20 protein-coding genes are annotated in these 23860 nt (G+C 66.8%); 12 read left to right on the forward strand and 8 right to left on the reverse strand.

Annotated features, from left to right (window positions below; genetic code table 11):
- The first annotated feature begins 216 nt into the window (after positions 1 to 216).
- The 9 genes from V5F66_RS20720 (at position 217) to V5F66_RS20760 (ending at position 11395) form a co-directional block, all read left to right on the forward strand.
- On the forward strand, positions 217 to 1683 hold the full coding sequence (locus V5F66_RS20720) for a tripartite tricarboxylate transporter permease (protein ID WP_393999788.1): 1467 nt from the start codon (positions 217 to 219) through the stop codon (positions 1681 to 1683).
- A gap of 340 nt (positions 1684 to 2023) precedes the next feature.
- Positions 2024 to 2659 (forward strand): GntR family transcriptional regulator, encoded by a 636-nt coding sequence (locus V5F66_RS20725; RefSeq protein WP_049776080.1) that lies wholly within the window; start codon positions 2024 to 2026, stop codon positions 2657 to 2659.
- A gap of 46 nt (positions 2660 to 2705) precedes the next feature.
- Positions 2706 to 4460, forward strand: coding sequence for an oxalyl-CoA decarboxylase (gene oxc, locus V5F66_RS20730; protein ID WP_011996144.1), 1755 nt, complete (start codon positions 2706 to 2708; stop codon positions 4458 to 4460).
- A gap of 138 nt (positions 4461 to 4598) precedes the next feature.
- Positions 4599 to 5876, forward strand: a complete 1278-nt coding sequence (gene frc, locus V5F66_RS20735; RefSeq protein WP_011996145.1) for a formyl-CoA transferase — start codon at positions 4599 to 4601, stop codon at positions 5874 to 5876.
- Between the two features lie 92 nt (positions 5877 to 5968).
- A complete protein-coding gene (locus V5F66_RS20740) occupies positions 5969 to 6415 on the forward strand; it encodes a PAS domain-containing protein (RefSeq protein WP_011996146.1) in 447 nt (148 codons plus the stop codon).
- 127 nt (positions 6416 to 6542) lie between these two features.
- A complete protein-coding gene (gene frc, locus V5F66_RS20745) occupies positions 6543 to 7796 on the forward strand; it encodes a formyl-CoA transferase (protein ID WP_011996147.1) in 1254 nt (417 codons plus the stop codon).
- Positions 7797 to 8261: 465 nt separating this feature from the next.
- Entirely contained in the window at positions 8262 to 9464 is a 1203-nt protein-coding gene (gene sucC / locus V5F66_RS20750) for an ADP-forming succinate--CoA ligase subunit beta (protein WP_394094639.1), read from the forward strand.
- Complete coding sequence (gene sucD, locus V5F66_RS20755; protein ID WP_011995833.1) at positions 9464 to 10348, forward strand: succinate--CoA ligase subunit alpha; 885 nt, start codon at positions 9464 to 9466, stop codon at positions 10346 to 10348. Before sucC ends, sucD begins: the two co-directional genes overlap by 1 nt.
- A 273-nt stretch (positions 10349 to 10621) precedes the next feature.
- A complete protein-coding gene (locus V5F66_RS20760; RefSeq protein WP_394094640.1) occupies positions 10622 to 11395 on the forward strand; it encodes a fumarylacetoacetate hydrolase family protein in 774 nt (257 codons plus the stop codon).
- A gap of 82 nt (positions 11396 to 11477) precedes the next feature.
- Here V5F66_RS20760 and V5F66_RS20765 read toward each other — a convergent pair whose 3' ends face one another.
- The 3 genes from V5F66_RS20765 to V5F66_RS20775 all read right to left on the reverse strand — a co-directional run bounded on the left by V5F66_RS20765 (position 11478) and on the right by V5F66_RS20775 (position 14820).
- Positions 11478 to 11729 carry a GlsB/YeaQ/YmgE family stress response membrane protein gene (locus V5F66_RS20765; protein WP_011996150.1) on the reverse strand — a complete coding sequence of 84 codons (252 nt, stop codon included), beginning with the start codon at positions 11727 to 11729 and terminating at the stop codon, positions 11478 to 11480.
- Positions 11730 to 11907: 178 nt separating this feature from the next.
- A complete protein-coding gene (ppdK, locus tag V5F66_RS20770; protein ID WP_393999618.1) occupies positions 11908 to 14568 on the reverse strand; it encodes a pyruvate, phosphate dikinase in 2661 nt (886 codons plus the stop codon).
- A gap of 111 nt (positions 14569 to 14679) precedes the next feature.
- Entirely contained in the window at positions 14680 to 14820 is a 141-nt protein-coding gene (locus tag V5F66_RS20775) for a DUF3096 domain-containing protein (RefSeq protein WP_394008472.1), read from the reverse strand.
- Between the two features lie 386 nt (positions 14821 to 15206).
- On the opposite strand from V5F66_RS20775, the gene V5F66_RS20780 reads away from it, so the two are divergent.
- Positions 15207 to 16061 carry an MBL fold metallo-hydrolase gene (locus V5F66_RS20780; RefSeq protein ID WP_394094641.1) on the forward strand — a complete coding sequence of 285 codons (855 nt, stop codon included), beginning with the start codon at positions 15207 to 15209 and terminating at the stop codon, positions 16059 to 16061.
- A 19-nt stretch (positions 16062 to 16080) separates the two neighbouring features.
- Here V5F66_RS20780 and V5F66_RS20785 read toward each other — a convergent pair whose 3' ends face one another.
- The 5 genes from V5F66_RS20785 to V5F66_RS20805 form a co-directional block, all read right to left on the reverse strand.
- The gene (locus V5F66_RS20785; protein WP_012112526.1) at positions 16081 to 16581 is read right to left on the reverse strand and encodes a TIGR00645 family protein; all 501 of its coding nucleotides are present in this window, start codon (positions 16579 to 16581) and stop codon (positions 16081 to 16083) included.
- 155 nt (positions 16582 to 16736) lie between these two features.
- Positions 16737 to 17624 carry a carbohydrate ABC transporter permease gene (locus V5F66_RS20790; RefSeq protein ID WP_393999615.1) on the reverse strand — a complete coding sequence of 296 codons (888 nt, stop codon included), beginning with the start codon at positions 17622 to 17624 and terminating at the stop codon, positions 16737 to 16739.
- 109 nt (positions 17625 to 17733) lie between these two features.
- The gene (locus V5F66_RS20795) at positions 17734 to 18585 is read right to left on the reverse strand and encodes a carbohydrate ABC transporter permease (protein WP_393999787.1); all 852 of its coding nucleotides are present in this window, start codon (positions 18583 to 18585) and stop codon (positions 17734 to 17736) included.
- A 305-nt stretch (positions 18586 to 18890) separates the two neighbouring features.
- Positions 18891 to 20204: an ABC transporter substrate-binding protein gene (locus V5F66_RS20800; protein ID WP_393999614.1), complete on the reverse strand. Its 1314-nt coding sequence runs from the start codon at positions 20202 to 20204 to the stop codon at positions 18891 to 18893.
- Positions 20205 to 20315: 111 nt separating this feature from the next.
- Positions 20316 to 21392 (reverse strand): ABC transporter ATP-binding protein, encoded by a 1077-nt coding sequence (locus V5F66_RS20805; protein ID WP_012112531.1) that lies wholly within the window; start codon positions 21390 to 21392, stop codon positions 20316 to 20318.
- Between the two features lie 316 nt (positions 21393 to 21708).
- On the opposite strand from V5F66_RS20805, the gene V5F66_RS20810 reads away from it, so the two are divergent.
- Positions 21709 to 22677, forward strand: a complete 969-nt coding sequence (locus V5F66_RS20810; RefSeq protein WP_394094642.1) for a 2-hydroxyacid dehydrogenase — start codon at positions 21709 to 21711, stop codon at positions 22675 to 22677.
- A 175-nt stretch (positions 22678 to 22852) separates the two neighbouring features.
- Positions 22853 to 23689, forward strand: coding sequence for a protease inhibitor Inh/omp19 family protein (locus V5F66_RS20815; RefSeq protein WP_394094643.1), 837 nt, complete (start codon positions 22853 to 22855; stop codon positions 23687 to 23689).
- Positions 23690 to 23860: the final 171 nt, after the last annotated feature.

Raw genomic sequence — 23860 nt, forward strand, 5'->3', positions numbered from 1 at the left:
CGCATCCCCCGTCCGCCGGACGGATCAGCGGGCGCCCCGCGAAGACAAGCCCGGCGCGCCGGCTCAGCCGCGATGCCGCAACACGGCCCAACCCTGACAAGACAACGCGCCCGCCCCTCAAGGCCGCCGCCAGACGCGGCGTGAGGCGGTGCAACGGAGGCCCCCGTGGAAGCGCTCACCTCACTCATCGGAGGGTTCGGTGTCCTCGCCGACCCCATGAACATCGTCTACATGTTCGTCGGCATCACGCTCGGCGTGCTCATCGGGGTGCTGCCGGGGCTGGGGGGCGCGAACGGTGTCGCCATCCTGTTGCCGCTCACCTTCTCCATGACGCCGGTCTCCGCCATCATCATGCTGTCCTCCATCTATTGGGGGGCGCTGTTCGGTGGCGCCATCACCTCCATCCTGTTCAACATTCCCGGCGAGCCGTGGAGCGTCGCCACCACCTTCGACGGGCACCCCATGGCCCAGAAGGGGAAAGCCGGCGAGGCCCTGACGGGGGCCTTCACCGGCTCCTTCATCGGCGCCTTCTTCGCCGTGCTGCTCATCACCTTCCTGGCGCCGGTCATCGCGAAGTTCGCGCTGCAGTTCGGGCCGGCGGAATTCTTCGCGGTCTATCTCCTCACCTTCTGCGCCTTCGTGGGCATGGGGCGGGAGCCGGCGGCGAAGGTCATCGCGGCCATGATGCTGGGCTTCGCACTGGCGGCCGTGGGCATCGATACGGTGACCGGCCAGTTGCGCATGACCTTCGGCTCGGTGGAGCTGCTGCGCGGCTTCGACTTCCTGGTGGCGGTCATCGGCCTGTTCGGCGTGGGCGAAATCCTGCTCACCATGGAAGAGGGCCTCGCCTTCAAGGGCAAGAGCGCGGCCATCAACGCCAAGGTGGTGTGGGAGACCTGGAAGAAGCTGCCGCAATACTGGGTGGGCTGCCTGCGCTCGGCCATCGTCGGCTGCTGGATGGGTGTCACCCCCGGCGGCGCTACCCCGGCCTCCTTCATGAGCTATGGCCTCGCCAAGAAGTTCTCCCGGAACGGGCGCAACTTCGGCAAGGGAGAACTGGAGGGTGTGGTGATGCCGGAAGTGGCGGCCCACGCCGCCGGCACTTCGGCGCTCCTGCCCATGCTGACGCTCGGCATCCCCGGCTCGCCCACGGCGGCGGTGCTCCTGGGCGGCCTGCTCATCTGGGGCCTCCAGCCGGGACCGCTCCTCTTTGTGGAGCAGAAGGACTTCGTGTGGGGCCTCATCGCCTCCATCTATCTCGGCAACATCGCGGGCCTCATCGTGGTGCTGACCACCGTGCCGATCTTCGCGGCCATCCTGCGCATTCCGTTCAGCGTCATCGCGCCCGTCATCCTCGTGATCTGCGCGGTGGGGGCCTACACGGTGCACAATGCGGGGCTGGACATCGCCGTGATGCTGGTGTTCGGCGTCATCGGCTACCTGTTCAAGAAGCTGCAATATCCGCTGGCGCCGCTGGTGCTGGCCCTGGTGCTGGGCGACATGGCGGAATCCTCGTTCCGGCAGGCCATGCTGGTGTCCCAGGGCCACCTGTCTATCTTCTGGTCCAACCCGCTGGTGGGCTCAATCGTGACGCTGGCCCTGGTCATGCTGATCTGGCCGCTGATCTCCATCGTCCTTGCCCGGCTCAAGGGACCCGGCTCGAAGCCCGCCGCCGCCGAGTGACGGGAGGCTGAGCGGAAGCCCTCGGGGCGGCGGTGGGTCGTCGCCCCGATTTCAACGCGGTGGGCAGGCCTTCGCGGAGCCGCCCGACACCTGCTCCGAGCCCGCGCAAGCCCAGCAATGCTGCGGTGCGCAATCGAATCTCCGGGCATCGGGATTGCGTTGGCGTTATGAAGACCGTATACAGTATTTCACGGAGTTGGACCGCCTCGCCAGAAGGTGGCCGTTCCAGGGAGAGGAAGCCAAGGTCGTGCATCAACTGCCAGTGCATCAGACCCCCGCGCCGGTCACGGACGCTCCGAAGCTCAACGTCGAGCCGCTGGAGGCTGCCTCGAGCCTGCGCATGCTTGCTTACGATGCGCTCAAGCGAGCCATCACCCAAATGGACATCTACGGCAGTGCCGCCGAGTTCCGCCTCGACGAGCGCCAACTCTCCGAGACGCTCGGGGTGTCGCGGACGCCGATCCGCGAGGCGATGACGGTGCTGGAGCAGGAAGGTTTCGTGCGTTCGGTGCCGCGCCGGGGCATCTTCGTGGTGCGCAAGACCAAGCGCGAGATCCTCGACCTCATCGTGGTCTGGGCGGCGCTGGAAGGCATGGCGGCGCGGCTTGCCGCGACCAATGCCTCCGACGACGAGATCGACAGCCTGCGCCGGCTGTTCAACGAATTCGAGGCCACGCCGCCGGCGAGCCCCATGCATGAATATTCGCAGGCGAACATCGCCTTCCACCAGGCGGTCATCCGCATGGGAGGCTGCCGCCTGATCGTGGACATGACCGGGAACCTGTTCCTGCACATGCGCGCCATCCGCGCGGTGTCGGTGCGGCAGGAGAACCGGTTTGAAATCTCCATGCGGGAACACATGGCGATCATCGACGCGCTCGAGCAAAGGGACCCAGATCTCGCCGAGCGCCTGGTGCGGGAACACACCATGGGTCTTGCGGCCCATGTGGAGCGGCACGGTGTCTTTCCCGAATAGGCCGAAAACAAGCCAAACCGGGACGACGCGCTGAAGGAGACGCCTCATGGCAACGGCGGAAAAGACCAAGATCGAAGACAACGTGGTGCATCTCGACCCCGCGGCCGAGCAGGAGCTTACCGACGGCTTCCACCTCGTCATTGATGCCCTGAAGCTGAACGGCATCGAGACCATCTACGGCGTCCCCGGCATCCCGATCACCGACCTCGGCCGCATGGCCCAGGAGGAGGGGATCCGCGTCATCTCTTTCCGTCATGAGCAGAATGCCGGCAACGCGGCGGCCATCGCCGGCTTCCTCACCAAGAAGCCGGGCGTGTGCCTCACCGTCTCCGCGCCGGGCTTCCTCAACGGCCTGACCGCGCTGGCGAACGCCACCACCAACTGCTTCCCGATGATCCTCATCTCCGGCTCGTCCGAGCGCGAGATCGTGGATCTCCAGCAGGGCGACTACGAGGAGATGGACCAGCTCGCCATCGCCAAGCCCCTGTGCAAGGCGGCCTTCCGCGTGCTGCACGCGGCGGACATCGGCATCGGCGTGGCGCGGGCCATCCGCGCGGCGGTGTCGGGCCGTCCCGGGGGCGTCTATCTCGACCTGCCGGCGAAGCTCTTCTCCCAGGCGATGGATGCCGAAGCCGGTGCGAAATCGCTGGTGAAGGTGATCGATGCCGCTCCCGCGCAGATCCCCTCGCCCGCCGCCGTGGACCGCGCCATCGACCTGCTGAAGGGCGCCAAGAAGCCCCTCATCATCCTCGGCAAGGGCGCGGCCTATGCCCAGGCGGATGAAGAGATCCGCGCGTTCGTCGAGAACAGCGGCATTCCCTTCCTGCCCATGAGCATGGCCAAGGGCCTCCTGCCCGACACCCATCCCCAGTCCGCCGGCGCCGCGCGCTCCACCGCGCTGAAGGATGCCGACGTGGTGCTCCTCGTCGGCGCCCGCCTCAACTGGCTGCTGTCGCACGGCAAGGGCAAGACCTGGGGCGACAAGCCCAAGCAGTTCATCCAGGTGGACATCGAGCCCCGCGAGATGGACTCCAACGTGGAGATCAAGGCGCCGCTGGTGGGTGACATCGGCTCTGTCATCGCGGCGCTGAACGCCCGCATCGACGGCAGCTGGCAGGCTCCGCCCGCCGAGTGGGTGGAGACCATCCGCTCCAAGAAGGAAGCCAACATCGCCAAGATGGCGCCGAAGCTGCTCAAGAATTCGGTGCCCATGGACTTCCACTCGGCGCTCGGCGCGCTGAAGAACGTCATCAAGGAGCGGCCCGACGCCATCCTCGTCAACGAGGGCGCCAACACGCTCGATCTTGCCCGCGGCATCATCGACATGCACCAGCCGCGCAAGCGCCTGGATGTGGGCACCTGGGGCGTGATGGGCATCGGCATGGGCTTCGCGGTGGGCGCGGCCGTGGAGACCGGCAAGCCGGTGCTCGCGGTGGAAGGCGACAGCGCCTTTGGCTTCTCAGGCATGGAGGTGGAGACCATCTGCCGCTACGACCTGCCGGTCACCATCGTCATCTTCAACAACAACGGCATCTATCGCGGCACCGACACTGACCCCACCGGGCGTGATCCCGGCACCACGGTGTTCGTGCCCGGCGCCCGCTACGACAAGATGATGGAAGCCTTCGGCGGCGTGGGCGTGCATGTCACCTCCCCCGACGAGCTCTATCGCGCCGTGAGCGCCGCCATGGACAGCGGCAAGCCCACCCTGATCAACGCGGTGATCGACCCGGCGGCCGGCTCCGAGAGCGGCAACATCGGCTCGCTCAACCCGCAGAGCGTGGTCAAAAAGAAGAAGTGAGCTTTTCGATCCCATGAGACTGACAGGCGGGACAAGTCCCGCCTGTCAAACCCGAAGACCAAATAACAAAAACAGTAAACCGGGAACGAGACACTAGAAGCGGCGCAGCGTCGCAAGACCAGCCGGAGCGAGGACAAGATGGGCAAGGCACTAGAGGGGGTCCGCATCCTGGACTTCACCCACGTTCAATCCGGCCCGAGCTGCACCCAGCTGCTCGCATGGTTCGGCGCCGACGTGATCAAGGTGGAGCGGCCGGGCGAAGGCGACGTGACGCGCGGCCAGCTGCGCGATGTCGACGACGCGGACAGCCTCTATTTCACCATGCTCAACTCCAACAAGCGCTCCATCACGCTCGACACCAAGACCGCGGACGGCAAGGCCGTGCTGGAGGACCTGGTGCGGCGCTGCGACGTGCTGGTGGAGAATTTCGCCCCCGGTGCGCTGGATCGCATGGGGCTGACGTGGGAGCGCCTGTCCGCCATCAATCCGCGCCTCATCCTGGCCTCGGTGAAGGGCTTCGGCCCCGGCCCGTTCGAGGACTGCAAGGTCTATGAGAACGTGGCCCAGTGCGCCGGCGGCGCGGCCTCCACCACCGGCTTCCGCGATGGGCCGCCCGTGGTCAGCGCCGCCCAGATCGGCGACAGCGGCACCGGCCTGCACCTGGCGCTGGGCATCGTCACCGCGCTGTTCCAGCGCGAGCACACCGGACGCGGCCAGAAGGTGCTGTGCGCCATGCAGGACGCGGTGCTGAACCTGTGCCGGGTGAAGCTGCGCGACCAGCAGCGCCTCGGCCACGGCCCGCTCAAGGAATACAGCCAGTTCGGCGAGGGCGTCCCGTTCGGCGAGACCGTGCCGCGCGCCGGCAACGATTCCGGTGGCGGCCAGCCCGGCCGCATCCTGCGCTGCAAGGGCTGGGAGCAGGACCCCAACGCATACATCTACTTCATCACCCAGGGCCCGGTGTGGGCGAAGATCTGCGACGTCATCGGCGAGCCGGAGTGGAAGACCAAGCCGGACTATGCGAGCCCGGCCGCCCGCCTGCCGCATCTCAACGAGATCTTCACCCGCATCGAGGCGTGGACCATGGCCCACACCAAGTTCGAGGCCATGGAGATCCTCAACCAGTACGACATCCCCTGCGGGCCGATCCTGTCCATGAAGGAGATCGCCGAGGACCGCTCGCTCTACGCCACCGGCACGCTGGTGGAGGTGGAGCACCCGGTGCGCGGCACCTACCTCACGGTCGGCAACCCCATCAAGCTCTCGGACAACCAGGTGGATGTGGAGCGCTCGCCGCTGCTTGGGGAGCACACGGATGAGGTGCTCTCCCAGGTGCTGGGCCTTGCCCCTGACCGCATCGACGCCCTGCGCCAGTCGGGTGCGCTCGGCGCGCCGCGCCGGATGGCGGCGGAGTAGGGCATCGCGCCTCCGGGCGGCACCCTGAGGGGCCGCCCCTTGCCGCCGGCCGCATGCCGGCGGGGAGCAAAAGGCAGGAAGGAACGGAAGTCATGACTGCGGCCCTAGATCTTGCTCAGCTGCTAGATGCCGTCGGAGACGCCATCGTCGTCTGCGACCAGGCCGGCGCCATCACGCTCTGGAACACGGGCGCCGAGCGCATGTTCGGCTTCGCGCCCGCCGAGGCCCTGGGCCAGTCGCTCGACATCATCATCCCCGAGCGCCAGCGCAAGCGGCACTGGGATGGCTACGACGTGACCATGCGCACCGGCGTCACCCGCTACGGGACCAGCCTGCTGCGCGTCCCGGCCGTCCACAAGGACGGCCACGCCCTGTCCATCGCCTTCACCGTCGCCCTCGTCCATTCGGCCGACGGAAAGCCGACGCACGTCGCCGCGGTCATTCGCGACGAGACGGAGCGCTGGAAGGAAGAACGCAACCTTCAGAAGCGCGTCGCCGAGCTCGAGGCGAAGCTGAAGGCGACGGAACAAGCACAATAGCCGGATCAACCGGCATGGATCGGTTGATGGCGGCCCGGCCGCCGCGACCGGAGGTTTTCGGGACGAGAGGGCGCCACTGCCCGTCTCCTCCCGGTCTTAAGGCAACGCTTGATAAGGGAACGCGACCATGACGACCAAGCCGTTGGAAGGCATCAAGATCATCGATTTCACCCACGTCCAGGCCGGCCCCGCCTGCACCCAGCTCCTCGCCTGGTTCGGCGCGGACGTGATCAAGGTGGAGCGCCCCGGCTCCGGCGACGTGACGCGCAACCAGCTGCGCGACATCTCCAATGCCGACGCGCTCTACTTCACCATGCTGAACTCCAACAAGCGCTCCCTGACCCTCGACACCAAGACCCCGGCGGGCAAGGAAGTGCTGACGAAGCTCATCAAGGAGAGCGACGTCCTGGTGGAGAATTTCGGCCCCGGCGCGCTCGACCGCATGGGCTTCACCTGGGAGCACATCAACGAGCTGAACCCGGGCCTGATCGTCGCCTCGGTGAAGGGCTTCTCCGATGGCCACCACTATGAAGACCTGAAGGTGTACGAGAACGTCGCCCAGTGCGCTGGCGGCGCCGCCTCCACCACTGGCTTCTGGGATGGCCCGCCCACCGTGTCGGCAGCCGCCCTCGGCGACAGCAACACCGGCATGCACCTCGCCATCGGCATCCTCACCGCGCTGCACGCCCGCAACAAGACCGGCAAGGGCCAGAAGGTCGCCGTGTCCATGCAGGACGCCGTGATCAACCTGTGCCGCGTGAAGCTGCGCGACCAGCAGCGCCTCGACCGCGTGGGCTACCTGGAGGAATATCCCCAGTACCCGCACGGCACTTTCTCGGACGTGGTTCCGCGCGGCGGCAATGCCGGCGGCGGCGGCCAGCCGGGCTGGGTGCTGAAGTGCAAGGGCTGGGAGACCGATCCCAACGCCTACATCTACTTCACCGTGCAGGAGCAGGCCTGGGGCAAGGTGGCGGAAGCCATCGGCAAGCCGGAATGGATCAACGACCCGGCCTATTCCACCGCCCGCGCCCGCCAGGACAAGATCTTCGACATCTTTGCCACCATCGAGGCGTGGCTGGCGGACAAGACCAAGTTCGAGGCGGTGGACATCCTGCGCAAGTTCGACATCCCCTGCGCGCCGGTGCTCACCATGAAAGAGATCGCCGAGGACGAGTCGCTGCGCAAGAGCGGCACCATCGTCGAGGTGGATCACAAGCAGCGCGGCAAGTATCTCACCGTGGGCAGCCCCATCAAGTTCTCCGACCTGAGCGTGGAGATCACCGGCTCCCCGCTGCTCGGCGAGCACACCGACGAGGTCCTGTCCGAGCTCGGCTATTCGGCGGACCAGATCAAGTCCATGCACGAGGGCCGCGTGGTCTGATCTCGCATTCGGCAAGTCCGGAAGCCGGCGATCGCCGGCTTCCGTTTTCCAAAATTGGAATCCGGAAGACTCCGGGTTCCAACCGTCCGCGCCCAGTAATCAGTCTTCGCTCCGGCATTCGAACGGGCGGCCCGGCAGGGCAGGCCGCCGTGCATGAAGCCCGCCTGCCCCTGTCGCAGGGTGGCGCTGCCGAACGTAATGTCCTGCCGGCACCTTGGCGCTGAGCGCCTGTCGCCGATCCCGCGCCGCCCCTGAGGGGCAGGCGATTTCATTCAGGAACCCCGCCGAGCGCGTCACGCCTGCGGCCCCGATTGGCGTCGTGAACTGGCGTCGTGTCGCATTGGTGCACGGCCCGGAATGCGTGCACACTCCGACTTTGGTCGCAAGGCCGAGGATGCAGGACGCAGCCGGAAGAGCCGCGCCCGAGGTCGCCGCATGCGCGGCCCTCGTCGAGGGAGGAACCCCATGAACATTCACGAGTACCAGGCGAAAGCCCTTCTCAAGGAATTCGGCGTGCCGGTGTCGCGCGGCCTTGCCGCCTTCACGCCACAGGACGCGGAAGCCGCCGCCGCGAAGCTGGGCGGCATCGCCTTCGTGGTGAAGGCGCAGATCCATGCGGGCGGGCGCGGCAAGGGCAAGTTCAAGGAACTGCCCGCAGAGGCCAAGGGCGGTGTGCGGGTGGTGAAGACCGCCGCCGACGTGAAGGCGAATGCCGCGGAGATGCTCGGTAATACTCTGGTGACCATCCAGACCGGGCCGGACGGCAAGCAGGTGAACCGCCTCTATATTGAGGAAGGCGCCTCCATCGACAAGGAATTCTACCTGTCCATGCTGGTGGACCGCGCCACCGCGCGCGTCGCCTTCGTGGTCTCCACCGAGGGCGGCATGGACATCGAGGAGGTGGCCCATGCCACCCCCGAGCGCATCGTCACCTTCTCCGTGGACCCGGCCACCGGCGTGCAGCCCCTGCACGGCCGCAAGGTGGCGCAGGCGCTGGGCCTGTCCGGCGACCTCGCCAAGCAGGCGGTGGCGCTGACGGCAAACCTCTATCGCGCCTTCACCGAAAAGGACATGAGCCTTCTGGAGATCAACCCCCTGGTGCTGACGCGGGACGATCGCCTCGTCTGCCTCGACGCGAAAGTGGGGTTTGATTCCAACGCCCTGTTCCGCCATCCGGAGGTGGTGCAGCTGCGCGACGAGAGCGAGGAGGACTTCAAGGAGATCGAAGCCTCGCGCTACGACCTGTCCTACATCGCCCTTGATGGCACCATTGGCTGCATGGTCAACGGCGCGGGCCTCGCCATGGCGACCATGGACATCATCAAGCTCTACGGCCGCGAGCCGGCGAACTTCCTGGACGTGGGTGGCGGCGCCACCAAGGAGAAGGTGACGGCCGCCTTCAAGATCATCACCGCCGATCCCAATGTCGAGGGAATCCTGGTGAACATCTTCGGCGGCATCATGCGCTGCGACGTGATCGCGGAGGGCGTTATCGCCGCCGTGCGCCAGATGGGGCTGAATGTGCCCCTCGTGGTGCGGCTTGCCGGCACCAACGTGGACGAGGGCAAGAAGATCATCCGTGAGAGTGGTCTGAACGTGATCCCGGCGGATGACCTCGATGACGCGGCGCAGAAGATTGTCGCGGCCGTGAAGAAGGAAGCTGCGTGATGTCCGTGCTTATCGACGCCAATACCCGTGTCATCACCCAGGGCTTCACCGGCAAGAACGGCACCTTCCACGCCCAGCAGGCCATTGCCTATGGCACCAAGATGGTCGGCGGCACCTCGCCGGGCAAGGGTGGCACCACCCACCTGAACCTGCCGGTGTTCGACACCGTGATCGAGGCCAAGGAAGCCACCGGCGCCGACGCCTCGGTGATCTACGTGCCGCCGCCCGGCGCGGCCGACGCCATCCTGGAGGCCATCGACGCCGAGATCCCGCTCATCGTCTGCATCACCGAGGGTATCCCGGTGCTGGACATGGTGAAGGTGAAGCGGGCGCTGTCGGGCTCCAAGTCGCGCCTGGTGGGGCCCAACTGCCCCGGCATCGTCACCGCCGGCCAGTCGAAGATCGGCATCATGCCGGCCAACATCTTCAAGACCGGCTCGGTGGGCGTGGTGTCGCGCTCCGGCACGCTGACCTACGAGGCAGTGTTCCAGACCTCGCAGGAGGGCCTGGGCCAGACCTCGGCGGTGGGCATCGGCGGCGACCCGGTGAAGGGCACCGAGTTCATCGACGTGCTTGAGATGTTCCTGGCTGACCCCAAGACGGAGTCGATCATCATGATCGGCGAGATCGGCGGCTCGGCGGAGGAAGAGGCGGCGCAGTTCATCGCCGACGAGGCGAAGAAGGGCCGCAAGAAGCCGATGGTCGGCTTCATCGCCGGCCGCACGGCGCCTCCCGGCCGCCGCATGGGCCATGCGGGCGCCATCATCTCCGGCGGCAAGGGCGGCGCCGAGGACAAGATCGCGGCCATGGAGGCGGCGGGCATCCGCGTGTCGCCGTCCCCGGCCCGCCTCGGCAAGACCCTCGTCGAGGTGCTCAAGGGCTGAGCGGCCTCGGGTTGAGTAGCTGAGACGGTGCGCCGGCAAACTCCCTTGCCCGCGTGTGGGGGAGGGGGGAGAGGATAAACGCTCTCCACATTTCAGGCGCTGGCCCGGACCCAACGTCCCGCCCGCTCCCGACCCTCCCCCGCCCGCACGCGGCTGTTGCCGGGTCGGGTTCAAAGGTGGCCGACGCCGAAACCGTCCGGCTACGGCGCGGGAGAGGGCTCTACCGGTCCGCGGGATTTGCATCCGCCAAACAATTCCAACGAGGAAACACCCATGACCACCTGGCTGCGCTTCAGCGCCAACGGCACCGCTGGCTTCGGCACCCTTGAAGGCGAAACCATCCTTGTCCACGAGGGCTGCCTGTTCTCCGGCGCCAGCCCCACGGGCGCGCGCATTCCACTCGCCGAGGTGACGCTGGAAGCGCCCTGCGCTCCCACCAAGATCGTCGCCCTGTGGAACAACTTCCACCAGCTGGCCGCCAAGCTGAACGTGGCCGAGCCGGCCGAGCCGCTCTATCTGCTGAAGGCGGTGACCTCGGTGGCCGCTCCCGGCGCCACCGTGCGGCGCCCGGCGGCCTATAGCGGCAAGACGGTCTATGAGGGCGAGCTGGGCATCGTCATCGGCAAGCCCACCACCAATGTGTCCGAACAAGAGGCCGCCGCCCATATCTTCGGCTACACGGTGGTCAACGACATCACCGCCGCCGACATTCTCAACCGCGACCCCACCTTTCCCCAGTGGGCGCGGGCCAAGGGCATCGACGGCTACGGCCCGTTCGGTCCGTGGATCGTCACCGATTTCGATCCGGCGACGGCCCATGTGCGCACCATCCTGAACGGGGTGGAACGGCAGAATTATCCGCTGGCCGACATGATCTTCCCGCCGGCGCGCCTCGTCTCGCTGCTGTCGCAGGACATGACGCTGAACCCCGGCGACCTGATCGCCTGCGGCACCTCCATCGGTGTAGGTGTCATGAAGGAGCCGTCCAACGACATCGCCATCGAGATCGAGGGCATCGGCACGCTGCGCAACACCTTCGTGCAGTGAAAGGGCGCGTGCAGTGAGCGGGCGGGCGTCGGTTCGCCTGCCCGCTCCCGTCGAGCCGTCCTGCCAGGCCTTGAGGCTGCGCCTACGTCCGGATCGCCCGCGCGCCGCCGATGAGGAGGCACGCGCCGATCACGCCGGCGATGAGATAGCCCAGCCAGCCGCCGAAGCTCACGCCCAGAAGGCCGAAGAGAAAGCTGGCGATGGCGGCGCCGATGATGCCGAGCAGGATGTTCATGAACAGGCCGGTGTCGCTTTTCATGAAGCTGGACGCGATCCAGCCGGCGAAGCCGCCGATGATGATCGCGGCGATCCAGCCGATCTGTGCTTGTTCCATGATGCGCCTCGAGCGTTGTTTTCACCGTAGCGGTGACGCTCTTCAGAACGAAAAACCCGCGCGGCTGGTTCCGGCCCCAGGTCGCGTCGGCATGAAAACGAAGAGGCCGCCCGGACATGTCGTCCGGGCGGCCTCTTTTATTGAGGTGGGGCGGAGCGCGCCCCTCCGGACCTTGTTCCTACTTCTTCAGCGCCGCCTGCGCCGCCGCGAGGCGGGCGATCGGCACGCGGAAGGGCGAGCAGGACACGTAGTTGAGCCCCACCTCGTGGCAGAAGGCCACCGAGGCGGGATCACCGCCGTGCTCGCCGCAGATGCCAAGCTTGATGTCGGGACGCGACTTGCGGCCGCGTTCCACGCCGATCTTCACCAGCTCGCCCACGCCGTCCACGTCGATGGAGACGAACGGGTCCACCTCGATGATGCCCTTCTGCACGTAGGGGCCGAGGAAGGTGCCCGCGTCGTCGCGCGAGACGCCGAAGGTGGTCTGGGTGAGATCGTTGGTGCCGAAGGAGAAGAATTCGGCGCCCTTGGCGATCTCTTCCGCGCGCAGGGCGGCGCGGGGCAGCTCGATCATGGTGCCCACCTGGAAGGTGAGCTTCGCGCCGGTCTCCTTCTCGACCGCATCGGCGGTCTTGCGGATCACAGCGTCCACAATGTCGAACTCCGCCTTGGTGGCGATGAGCGGCACCATGATCTCGGGTACCACGGCCTCGCCGGTCTTCTTGGCGGCGATGATGGCCGCCTCGAAGATGGCGCGGGCCTGCATTTCCGCAATCTCCGGGAAGGCGATGGCGATGCGGCAGCCGCGGAACCCGAGCATCGGGTTGACCTCGTGCAGCTCCTTGTTGCGCCGCTCGATGCGCTCCACTTCCACGCCGAGGCTCTTGGCCACCTCCTCGGTTTCCTCCGCGGTGTGCGGCAGGAACTCGTGGAGCGGCGGGTCGAGCAGGCGGATGGTGACCGGCAGGCCCTTCATGATCTCGAACAGCTCGACGAAGTCGTCGCGCTGCATGGGCAGCAGCTTGGCCAACGCTGCGCGGCGGCCGGCCTCGTCGTCCGCGAGGATCATCTCGCGCACGGCCAGGATGCGGCCGGCGTCGAAGAACATGTGCTCGGTGCGGCTGAGGCCGATGCCCTCGGCGCCGAACGAGCGGGCCATGCGGGCATCCGCCGGGGTCTCGGCATTGGCACGCACCTTCAGCTTGCGCACCTTGTCGGCCCAGCCCATCAGGGTTGCGAACTCGCCCGACAGCTCCGGCTGGAGCATGGCGACCTCGCCGGAGAGCACCTGTCCGGTGCCGCCGTCGATGGTGATGTGGTCGCCCTTCTTGAACACCTGGCCGTTCACGGTCAGGGTCTGGGCGGCGGCATCGATGCGCAGGGAGCCGGCGCCGGAGACGCAGGGCTTGCCCATGCCGCGGGCCACCACGGCCGCGTGGGAGGTCATGCCGCCGCGGGCGGTGAGGATGCCCTGGGCCGCATGCATGCCGTGGATGTCCTCAGGCGAGGTCTCCACGCGCACCAGGATGACCTTCTGGCCCTTTTCCTTGGCCGCTTCCGCCTCGTCGGCGGTGAACACGATGGCGCCCGCCGCCGCGCCGGGGGAGGCCGGCAGGCCGGTGGCGATCACTTTGCGCTCGGCCTTGGGGTCGATGGCCGGATGCAGCAGCTGGTCGAGGGCGGCGGGATCGACACGGCCGATCGCCTCCTCCTCGGTGATGAGGCCCTCGGCGGCCAGCTCCACGGCGATGCGCAGGGCCGCCTTGGCGGTGCGCTTGCCGGAACGGGTCTGGAGCATCCAGAGCTTGCCCTTCTCCACCGTGAACTCAAGGTCCTGCATGTCACGGTAGTGGTTTTCGAGCACGTGGGAGATGCGCTCGAATTCCTTGAAGGCCTCGGGAAGCGCCAGCTCCATGGAGGGCTTGTCCGAGCCGGCGGTCTTGCGGGCCTTCTCGGTCAGGTCCTGCGGGGTGCGGATGCCCGCCACCACGTCCTCGCCCTGGGCGTTCACCAGGAACTCGCCGTAAAGGGCGTTCTCGCCGGTGGACGGGTTGCGGGTGAAGGCGACGCCGGTGGCCGAGGTCTCGCCCATGTTGCCGAACACCATGGACTGCACGTTCACCGCGGTGCCCCAGCTCTCCGGAATGGAGTGCAGGCGGCGGTAGGTGATGGCGCGGGCGTTCATCCACGAGCTGAACACGGCGCCGATGGCGCCCCACAGCTGCTCGTGGGGATCCTGCGGGAAGGGCTTGCCGAGCTCGGCCGCGACCTTCTCCTTGTACTTCACCACCAGCGCCGCCCAGTCGTCGGCGGACAGCTCGGTGTCGAGGTTGAAGCCCTTCTGGAGCTTGTAGTGCTCCAGGATCTCCTCGAAGTGGTGGTGGCTCACGCCCAGCACCACGTCCGAGTACATGGTGATGAAGCGGCGGTAGCTGTCATAGGCGAAGCGCCGGTCGCCGGCGAGCCTGGCCACGGCTTCCACAGTCTCGTCGTTGAGGCCGAGGTTGAGCACGGTGTCCATCATGCCCGGCATGGAGGCGCGGGCGCCGGAGCGCACCGAGACCAGCAGCGGGTTGGCGGCATCGCCGAACGACTTGCCGGTGAGCTGGCCGACCTGGGCCAGGGCGGCTTCAACGTCGCCCTTCAGCTCGGCCGGATAGGTCTGGCCGTGTGCGTAATAATAGGTACACACCTCGGTAGGAATGGTGAACCCGGGAGGGACTGGCAAGCCGAGATTGGACATCTCGGCGAGGTTCGCGCCCTTGCCGCCGAGCAGGTTCTTCATGTCGGCTTTGCCCTCGGCCTTCCCGTCGCCGAAGGTGTAGACCCATTTCGTCATGTAGCTGATCCCTGTAGCTGGGATGTGCGGAATGGGCAGATGCTTAGCGTGCAGCGCACAAAGCATCAACAGGGGCCATCGCCGCAGCCCCTGCCTGCCCGAGGGGGCGCCTCAGTGGCCGGCGAGGCCCGTGAGGCCGATGATGATGAGGTAGATCGCCACCAGAACGTTGAGAAGGCGCGGAAACGCAAGGATCAGCACGCCTGCCGCCAGGGCGACCCAAGGCTGAATGATGACGAGGTTGAAAGACATTGTGAAATTTCCTCATGCCGCGTGATTTATAGTCATCCCCTGCCAATGCTAGAGAATGGTCCCTTGGCGCGGAAGCGCTGGAGAGCTGGTGCGCGCGGGGAATCGCCCTTTACCCGCATGCGGGGAAAGCGAAATCCGGGCCCGGACTGTGTTTGCCGGGGCGGATGGGGCTGGTCTTTCGTCCATGCTGCACTGCGGGGGCGGTGCCGTCGCTCGCCCGCTTTGCTTGGGTGCCGCTCACGCCGGCGTTACATGGGGTGCCATTGCGCAGGCGCGGTAACGGGCGACAATCGAAGGTATTCCGGCTTTGCTCCCCGCCTCTGGCGCCGGTCCGCGGACCATGCGCCGGCACGGTCCGCGTGAGGCTCTGATCCGAGAGAGGCTCCATGGACGCCTTTGCCTGCCCCAGGTTGGCGCTGTCCATTTATGCTGCGGTGCAAAATTTGCGGCGAGCCGCGCTGGCCGCGCTCGCCGCACTGGTTCTGGTGCCGGGCCTCGCCGCAGCGCAGCCGGAGAAATGTCCCCGCATGGTGGCCGACCGCGCGCCGGTCCGCCTCGCGGCGCTGGATGGGGCGCCGCTGGCTGCTGCGGCGGGCCTCGTCCGGCTGACCTTCCTCGGCCATGCGAGCTTTCTCATCGAAAGTCCGGCCGGCGTGACCATCGTTACCGACTACAATGACTATATCCGCCCGCCCCTGGTGCCGCGGGTAGTCACCATGAACCGCGCCCACGACACCCATTTCACAGACATGCCCGAGGCCGGGATCGAATTTGTGCTGCGGGGCTGGAGCCCGGACGGGGGCCCGGCGCACCACGAACTGACCCTCGACGATGTATGGATCCGCAACGTGCCCACCAATATCCGGCGGGGCGCGGGCACCGAGTATGACGGCAATTCCATGTTCGTGTTCGAGGTGGCGGGCCTGTGCATCGCCCATCTCGGCCACCTGCATCACCTTCTGACACCCGCCCACCTGGAGGCGCTGGGGCGCATTGACGTGGTGCTGGCGCCGGTGGACGGCTCCTACACTCTCGACATCGAGGGCATGGTGGAGACGTTGAAGGCCATCAACGCCCCCTTGGTCGTCCCCATGCACTATTTCAGCGCTTGGGGGCTGGAGCGCTTCCTGTCGCGCCTGGGCCGGGAGTGGCAGGTGGAGCGCTCCGCCGAGGCCAGCGTGATGCTGTCACGCGAGACCCTGCCGAAGGCGCCGACCGTGCTGGTGCTGCCGGGGCGATAGTCCCGGCAGGAGCGTCAGCCTAGTGCTTGTTGTTGGAGAGCTTGTCGGACCAGGCGAGGATGAGGCTGGAGCCGACGAACACCACATGGATGATCACGAGCCACATCAGCGTGTTCTCGTTCATCCCCTTGTCGATGTTCATGAAGGCCTTGAGCAGCTGGATCGCGGAGATGGCGACGATGGAGGCGAGCAGCTTCTGCTTCAGGCCGGTGAAATCCACCCGCGTCATCCATTCCGGCCAGTCGGGATGGCCGTCGGGGTCGATCTTGGAGACGAAGTTCTCGTAGCCCGAGAAGATGACGATGAGCACCAGATTGCCGGTGAGCGTCAGGTCCACCAATGCGAGAATGCCGAGGATGGTGTCGCTCTCGGTGGCGCCGGTGGCATGCAGAACAAAGTGCAGCAGTTCGCTGCCGAACTTGAACAGCAGCACCAGCAGCGAGATGACGAGGCCGAGATAGAACGGCGCCATGATCCAGCGGCTGCGGAAGAGCACCGACTCGATCGCACGTTCCAGCATCGTCCCATCCCCTCCATATCGACCCTGCGGGCCACCCCTGCCGCGCTGCAGCGAAGCCGCAAAGGGGTGCCACGGTCGCGGCCGAAGGGCAAGCGGGCAAAGCTTCGCAGGGGAAGCTTTGCCCGCTTGGGAAAATCCCGCCTGGGCGGGGAGGCCTATTCCTTCACCGCTCCGGTCATGGACGACACGTAGTAGTCCACGAAGAAGGAGTAGAGGATCACCACCGGCAGCGAGCCCAGCAGCGCGCCGGCCATCAGCGAGCCCCACTCATACACGTCCGAGCGCACCAGCTCGGTGAGCACGCCCACCGGCACGGTCTTGTTCTCCGACGACTGGATGAAGGTGAGCGCGTAGATGAACTCGTTCCACGACAGGGTGAACGAGAAGATGCCCGCCGAGATCAGCCCCGGCACCGAGAGCGGCAGCAGCACCTTGATGAGGATCTGCCAGCGCGAGGCGCCGTCCACCAGCGCGCATTCCTCCAGCTCGAACGGGATGGAGCGGAAATAGCCCATCAGCAGCCAGGTGGAGAAGGGCACCAGGAAGGTGGGGTAGGTGAGGATGAGGGCGAGCTTGGTGTCGTAGATGCCGAGCCCGAACACCATGATGGCGAGCGGGATGAACAGGATTGAGGGCGGCACCAGATAGGCGAGGAAGATGCCGAGGCCGACCCAGCGCGAGCCGTTGAACCGCAGCCGCTCGATGGCGTAGGCGGCGAACACCGAGGTGACCAGCGAGATGAATGTGGCCGCCACCGAGATGTAGATGGTGTTCCACAGCCAGTGCGGATAGGAGGTCTCGAACAGCAGGTACTTGATGTGCTCCAGCGTCGGCTCCACCACCCAGAGCGGCGAATAGTTGTTGTAGTCCGTGAGCTGGTAGTTCGGTTTGATGGCCGTGATCGCCATCCAGTAGAACGGGAACAGCAGCACGAAGACGAACACCAGCAGCGGCAGGATGACCGTGACCAGCCGCCTGGGCAGGCTGTCGAGATAGCTCATGCCCGTGGAGTTGTCGGTCATCTGTTCGGAAGCTTGGGTCATGGGCGGGTCCTCGACGCGGGCGCGGCGCTTTCCCTCATCCGCATGCCGGAGAGGGTCGGGGAATGGAACGGGCGGGAGGGGCCGGTGCCGGCCGGGCGGGGCGTTGCCATCAGTCGGCTCCACCCTGCTGCCACTTGCGGCGCTGCAGGCCGAAATAGCTGAACAGGATGGCGGCCAGCAGGAACGGGATCATGGCCACCGCGATGGCCGCGCCCTCGCCCAGCGAGCCGCCGGGAATGGCGCGCTGGAACGACAGGGTCGCCATCAAATGGGTGGAGTTCAGCGGCCCGCCGCGGGTCAGCACATAGATGAGCTGGAAGTCGGTGAAGGTGAACAGCACCGAGAAGGTCATCACCACCGCGATGATGGGCGAGAGCATGGGCAGCGTGATGTAGCGGAAGCGCTGCCAATTGGTGGCGCCGTCGAGCGTCGCAGCCTCGTGCAGCGAGGGCGAGATGGTCTGCAGGCCAGCCAGCAGCGAGATGGCGACGAAGGGAATACCGCGCCACACATTGGCGGCGATCACCGAGGCGCGGGCGTTGGCCACGTCGCCGAGGAAGTTGATGGGCGCCGAGATCAGCCCCATCTTGATGAGCGCCCAGGAGATGATCGAATACTGGCTGTCGAAGATCCACCAGAAGGCGATGGCTGAGAGCACGGTGGGCACCACCCAGGGCAGCAGCACCACGGCGCGGAAGAAGGCCTTGAACGGCAGGTTCTCGTTCAAGAGCAGCGCCAGCCACAGGCCGAGGGCGAACTTCAGGATCGAGGCGGCCACCGTGTAGAGAATGGTGTTGAACACCACCAGCCAGAACAGGCTGTCGCCCATGAGCGACTGGTAGTTCTCCAGGCCGATGAAGACGCCGGGACGGCCGATCTTGGTGTCGGTGAAGCCGAGCCAGACGCCGAGCCCCAGCGGATAGGTGAGGAAGAACAGCAGGAACACGGCGGCCGGCAGCATGAAGAGGATGCCGATCACATGCCGGCCCTGGCCGATGCCGGCCCAGAAGGACCGCGAGGGGGACGGCTCGGTCGCAGTGACGTTGGCCATGGAAGCAATCTCCGGGAAATCTGACGTGCCGTTCTCCCCGAGGGGGAGGGGGCGGCCGGCCTGAAGCCGGTGCCGCCGCTGTCGGAAAAGGCCCTCTCCCGCGTGCGGGGGAGGGGAAGGGGGGAGGAGCTTGGGCGGACCCACGCGGCCTCGGCACCGTCCGAGGCCGACGGTGTGACCGGCTCGGGCGCGTCGGCGCCGGAGCCGGTGTTACATCAGCGGTAGATGCGCTCGGCGCGCTGCTGGGCGCGCTTGGCGGCCTCTTCCGGGGTGCGCTGGCCGGTGGCGGCTTCCGCCACCATGTCCACCACGATCCAGTCGGCCATGGCAGCCGCCGACTTGGGGCCGAGGGGCCCCGCATAGCCGTTGGGCTGCAGGGTCTCGGAGGCAACCGAATAGGCGGCGTGGATGGGCTTGGAGGTCCACACCGGATTGTTGGAGAAGGCTTTCAGCGTCTGGCAGCAATAGGCGCTCGCGCCGGTGAGCCAGGCATTGTACTGCGGCGCGTCGAACATGAAGGCGAGGTAGGCCTGCGCCGCCTTCGGGTACTTGGTGTACTTGAAGATGCAGGCCTGCGTGGTCTGGTGCAGTTCCACCTTCTTGCCGACGGGGCCGATGGGGAAGTTGGTGGACTTCATGTCCGCCGCCATGTCGGCGAGCTTGGGGTCGTTCGCCGCCGCGTAATAGATGGACACGCCGTTGGCCGTCACCGACAGGTCGCCGGCGATGAAGGCGCGGTTGTTGTTGACGTCGAGCCAGCTCTCGGTGCCGGGGATGAAGGTCTTGTACAGCTCGGCGGCGTAGCGCAGGCCGGCGACGGTCTCCGGCGAGTTGATCACCACCTTGCCGTTCTCGTCGACCATCCGGCCGCCGTGGCTCCACAGGATCCAGTGGCAGTAATTGTTGCCGTCGCCCACGCCGTGGCCCAGCGTGAAGCCCATGGGGTGGTTGATGGCCTTGAGCGCCTTGCCCAGTTCCAGCAGGCCCTTGGTGTCCTTGGGGAATTCGCTGAAGCCGGCCTGCTTCACCCAGCTGTCGCGATAGACCACCGCATTGCCGATGGTGGCCAGCGGCAGCGCCACGAAGCGGTCCTTGACCTTCGCGTAAACCTCGTTGCCCGGATAATAGCCGCCGTAGGTGGCGCTGAGGCCCTTGGCGAGGTCGGTCACGTCCAGCAGCTTGTCGGGATATTGCTGGGCGTCGTCGAACCAGACCCAGACCATGTCGGGGCCGGAGCCTACGTTGGCGGCCACGGCGGCTTTGGGACGGATGTCCTCCCAGCTTTCCTTGTCGATGCGCACCTCAATGCCGGTGGCCTCGGTGAACTTCTTGGTGTTGGCGAGCCAGGCATCCTCCTCGCCCTTCACGAAGGGCGACCAGCGCAGCAGGCGCAGGGAGGCGCCGGGCTCCGGCTCGAACTTGGGAACGGACTGGCCGAGGGCCGCCGTGCCGCCCAGGAAGGGCAGGGCCATGCTGCCTGCAGCGAGACCGGCGCCGCCCATCAGCACGTCGCGTCTGGAAAGGGTCATTCGTCTTCCTCCCGTGAAGATATGTTTGTTTTGGCATGCGTGCAGTTCTGGTGCGGCCCTGGCGTTGTGGATTGGCGTTGCCGGGCCGTCTTTGCTGCCGTCTGGAGTGTGTCAGAGACGGTTGCCCGTCGCCTCCTCAAAAAGGTGTGTGAGGCCGGGTTGCGGCGCGATGTGGATCACCTCGCCTGGGGCAAACGACAGGCGCTCGCGGAACAGGCAGGTGATCTCCTGCCCCTTCTGGCCGGCCTCGCCGAGGCGGGCCACCACCAGGATTTCCGAGCCGGTGGGCTCGGTCACCACCACGGTGGCCGGCACGCCGTTGGGGTCGAGCCGGATGTGCTCGGGCCGCAGGCCGTAGACCACCGCCTGGCCGTCGGTGAGGCCGGGCGCTGCCGGCAGGGGCATCTCGACGCCGCTGTCGGTCACCAGCCGCGGATCGGCGCCAAGGCGCACCTTGCCCTTGACGAAGTTCATGGAGGGCGAGCCGATGAAGCCGGCGACGAACTGGTTCGCAGGCTTGTCGTAGAGGTCGAGCGGTGCGCCGATCTGCTCGACGATGCCGTCGTGCATCACCACGATCTTGTCGGCCATGGTCATGGCCTCGATCTGGTCGTGGGTGACGTAGACCGTGGTGGTCTTCAGCCGCTGATGCAGCTCCTTGATCTCGGTGCGCATCTGCACGCGCAGCTGGGCGTCGAGGTTGGAGAGCGGCTCGTCGAACAGGAACACCTGCGGGTCGCGCACGATGGCGCGGCCCATGGCGACACGCTGGCGCTGGCCGCCGGAGAGCTGCCGGGGGTAGCGGTCGAGCAGCTTGGTGAGGTTGAGGATCTCCGCCGCGCGTTTGACCCGCGAATCGATCTCTTCCTGGGGCGCTTTGCGCAGCTTCAGCGAGAAGCCCATGTTCGCCCCCACCGTCATGTGGGGGTAGAGCGCGTAGTTCTGGAACACCATCGCGATGTCCCGTTCCTTCGGCGGCATTTCGTTGATCACGCGGTTGCCGATGAGGATCTGGCCGCCGGTAATGTTCTCGAGCCCCGCGATCATTCGCAGCAGGGTGGATTTTCCGCAGCCGGAAGGCCCCACGAGCACCACGAATTCGCCGTCGCGAATGCTGACATCCACCCCATGGATGACGGCCGTCGCGCCATAGGCCTTCTTCACACCGCGAATGTCCACGGTCGCCATGAAGCGTCCTCTCCCTCGTGTTCGCCAGCGCGCCGGGCGGATATCCGTCCGCCTTCAACGTCGCGCGTGATCTTCATTCTGTTTCTTGGGTCCCTTTGGGGAACCTTACGCCCTCGTTGTGACGCGGCGCGATCATGGTGAAAGCGGAAGCCGGGATCAAGAGGGAATTTAAAACGATTGAACTTTCATTGAACCGGCCCCTGCGATGGCGCTAGACAGGGGGCGATCCCAGCTGCGCCGGGATACCAAACTACCGTTTGCTTGCCCTCGGCTTTGGTCCTGGGCCAGATTTGACCGTCGGAACCGAAAGCCCGCCATGACCGATCAAGCAACCGATCAAGCCCGCCCGGCCGTCCTTCTGACCGGACCAGTGATGGAGGAGGTGGTGGAGCGCCAGCTCGCCTCCCGCTTCGATCTTCTGCCCCTGGATGCCCTGTCCGACGCCACTGCCGCCGCGGTGCGCGCCATCGCCACACGCGGCAAGGAGCGGGTGGACGAGGCACTGATGGCGCGCCTGCCCGCTCTGAAGATCGTCGCCAATTTCGGCGTCGGCTACGACACGGTGGATGCCGCCGCCGCCGCCCGGCGCGGCGTGATCGTCACCAACACGCCGGACGTGCTGAACGAGGAGGTGGCCGATCTCACCCTCGGCTTGCTGCTCGCCACCGTGCGGCAGATCCCCCAGGCCGACCGCTTCGTGCGCGACGGCAAGTGGCTGAAGGGCGCCTATCCTCTGGGGCCGACGCTGCGCGAGCGGACGGTAGGCATCGTCGGCATGGGCCGCATCGGCAAGGCCATCGCCCGGCGGCTGGAGGCCTTCGCGGTGCCGGTCGCCTACCACAGCCGGCGCCAGCAGCCGGACGTGGACCTGCCCTATTTCGCAAGCCTGCTCGACCTGGCGCGGGCGGTGAACGTGCTGGTGGTCATCGTCCCCGGCGGGGCGGCTACCCGCCATCTGGTGAATGCCGACGTGCTCGCCGCTCTGGGGCCGGACGGCATCCTCATCAACGTCGCCCGCGGCACCGTGGTGGACGAGGCGGCGCTGCTCAAGGCGCTGCAATCGCGCACCATTCTCGCCGCCGGGCTCGATGTGTTCGAGAAGGAGCCCCATGTGCCGGAGGCCTTCCTCTGCCTCGACAATGTAGTGCTGCTGCCCCACGTGGGCTCGTCGACGCACCATACCCGCGCGGCCATGGGCCAACTGGTGGTGGACAACATCGTCGCCTTCCTGGACGGCAAGGGTCCGTTGACCCCGGTCGCGGAGACCCCCTGGCCGAAGGCGTGAGGCGCACTCGCTGACCCCTCGCGGCGTCGCTCCCCCTGGCGTAAGGCCACACCATCGGCCAGCCGGGAGCGGCGCGCCGAACCGCGCTCGCGCGCGCCGGGGGTGAACAGGCTTGCGGAAGGTGGTAGCGTTTGTGCCCGTGTTCGGCTTCGAGGGCAGGATGGCTCCACGGCATATGGCACTTGCGGCAGCTCTGGTGCTGGGCGCGCAGATGGGCGTGACGCAACTGGGTGCCGCCCAGGTGGGCTCTGATGCGGCCGGCGCCGCCATCATGGCGGGGCTCACTGCGGGGGTCCATCTGGCGCAGCGCGGTGATGCGCCGTCCGGCCCTGTTGCGCCCACCGCAACCCCGCGGCCGCAGGCCCCTCCGCGGCTTGATCCCGCGGTGCGGGAAGCGGGGGCGCGGCTCGCCGCGCCGTTCCGTCTGGCCAATGCCGACGGTTCGCGGGCGTGTCCCTTTACATTGAAGGCGGAGCCCGCCGGGCCGGGGCTCGCGGTGGAGTTCGACCGGCAGGGCTGCGCCGTCATCGCGTTTTCGGCGCAGGTGGTGGCCTGGCTGCCGGACCCGTCCGGCTCCGTGCGCCTGCTCAACGCCCAGGGCCGCACCGTGGCCGAGTTCACGGAAGGGGCCAACGGCAGCTATGAGGCGCTCCGGGAGGGCGACGGGGTCTATTTCCTCGGCAATCCCGCTGCGACCGACGAAGACACCGAGATCAAGGTGGAAGAGGTCGTGGGCGAATGGGACCTCGCCCGACAGGCGGGAACGCCGGTGTGCCGCGTGACCCTGCTCGACCAGCCGGCCGGCAACGGTAAGGGGAAGGCGCTTGCCATCGCCTCCGGCTGCGATCCGGCCCTGCTGCGCTTCGGCCCCGTGGCATGGGACATTGAGGGCGGCAATATCCTGGTGCGGGGCGACACCGACACCGCCGTGATCCGCTTTGCGCGGCAGGAGGATGGTGGCTGGGCGCGAACCCCGGAGCGTGGCCGCCCGCTGCTCATGAACCGGCCTTAGACACCTATATCCGGCTTGAGCCTGCCATCCGGACGCAGGTCTTGCATGGCACGACGGGGGCTGCGTGCTGCTCCGGGCCGGTGCCGCGCGGACGGGACATCGTACCGGGATGGGTCGAGTCGCTGTGGCGCAGAAGCGGCACCTGCGGCCGGGAACCTTAATCAGATACCT

Origin of the sequence: Xanthobacter versatilis (genome assembly GCF_043193975.1) — a bacterium.
GTDB classification, from domain to species: Bacteria; Pseudomonadota; Alphaproteobacteria; order Rhizobiales; family Xanthobacteraceae; genus Xanthobacter; species Xanthobacter autotrophicus_E.

Excerpts from the sequence above, each read along its gene's own strand:
- V5F66_RS20720 (WP_393999788.1), top strand. The coding sequence starts at position 217 with ATGAACATCGTCTACATGTTCGTCGGCATCACGCTCGGCGTGCTCATC.
- V5F66_RS20725 (WP_049776080.1), top strand. The coding sequence starts at position 2,024 with ATGCTTGCTTACGATGCGCTCAAGCGAGCCATCACCCAAATGGACATC.
- oxc (WP_011996144.1), top strand. The coding sequence starts at position 2,706 with ATGGCAACGGCGGAAAAGACCAAGATCGAAGACAACGTGGTGCATCTC.
- frc (WP_011996145.1), top strand. The coding sequence starts at position 4,599 with ATGGGCAAGGCACTAGAGGGGGTCCGCATCCTGGACTTCACCCACGTT.
- V5F66_RS20740 (WP_011996146.1), top strand. The coding sequence starts at position 5,969 with ATGACTGCGGCCCTAGATCTTGCTCAGCTGCTAGATGCCGTCGGAGAC.
- frc (WP_011996147.1), top strand. The coding sequence starts at position 6,543 with ATGACGACCAAGCCGTTGGAAGGCATCAAGATCATCGATTTCACCCAC.
- sucC (WP_394094639.1), top strand. The coding sequence starts at position 8,262 with ATGAACATTCACGAGTACCAGGCGAAAGCCCTTCTCAAGGAATTCGGC.
- sucD (WP_011995833.1), top strand. The coding sequence starts at position 9,464 with ATGTCCGTGCTTATCGACGCCAATACCCGTGTCATCACCCAGGGCTTC.
- V5F66_RS20760 (WP_394094640.1), top strand. The coding sequence starts at position 10,622 with ATGACCACCTGGCTGCGCTTCAGCGCCAACGGCACCGCTGGCTTCGGC.
- V5F66_RS20765 (WP_011996150.1), bottom strand. The coding sequence starts at position 11,729 with ATGGAACAAGCACAGATCGGCTGGATCGCCGCGATCATCATCGGCGGC.
- ppdK (WP_393999618.1), bottom strand. The coding sequence starts at position 14,568 with ATGACGAAATGGGTCTACACCTTCGGCGACGGGAAGGCCGAGGGCAAA.
- V5F66_RS20775 (WP_394008472.1), bottom strand. The coding sequence starts at position 14,820 with ATGTCTTTCAACCTCGTCATCATTCAGCCTTGGGTCGCCCTGGCGGCA.
- V5F66_RS20780 (WP_394094641.1), top strand. The coding sequence starts at position 15,207 with ATGGACGCCTTTGCCTGCCCCAGGTTGGCGCTGTCCATTTATGCTGCG.
- V5F66_RS20785 (WP_012112526.1), bottom strand. The coding sequence starts at position 16,581 with ATGCTGGAACGTGCGATCGAGTCGGTGCTCTTCCGCAGCCGCTGGATC.
- V5F66_RS20790 (WP_393999615.1), bottom strand. The coding sequence starts at position 17,624 with ATGACCCAAGCTTCCGAACAGATGACCGACAACTCCACGGGCATGAGC.
- V5F66_RS20795 (WP_393999787.1), bottom strand. The coding sequence starts at position 18,585 with ATGCTGCCGGCCGCCGTGTTCCTGCTGTTCTTCCTCACCTATCCGCTG.
- V5F66_RS20800 (WP_393999614.1), bottom strand. The coding sequence starts at position 20,204 with ATGACCCTTTCCAGACGCGACGTGCTGATGGGCGGCGCCGGTCTCGCT.
- V5F66_RS20805 (WP_012112531.1), bottom strand. The coding sequence starts at position 21,392 with ATGGCGACCGTGGACATTCGCGGTGTGAAGAAGGCCTATGGCGCGACG.
- V5F66_RS20810 (WP_394094642.1), top strand. The coding sequence starts at position 21,709 with ATGACCGATCAAGCAACCGATCAAGCCCGCCCGGCCGTCCTTCTGACC.
- V5F66_RS20815 (WP_394094643.1), top strand. The coding sequence starts at position 22,853 with ATGGCACTTGCGGCAGCTCTGGTGCTGGGCGCGCAGATGGGCGTGACG.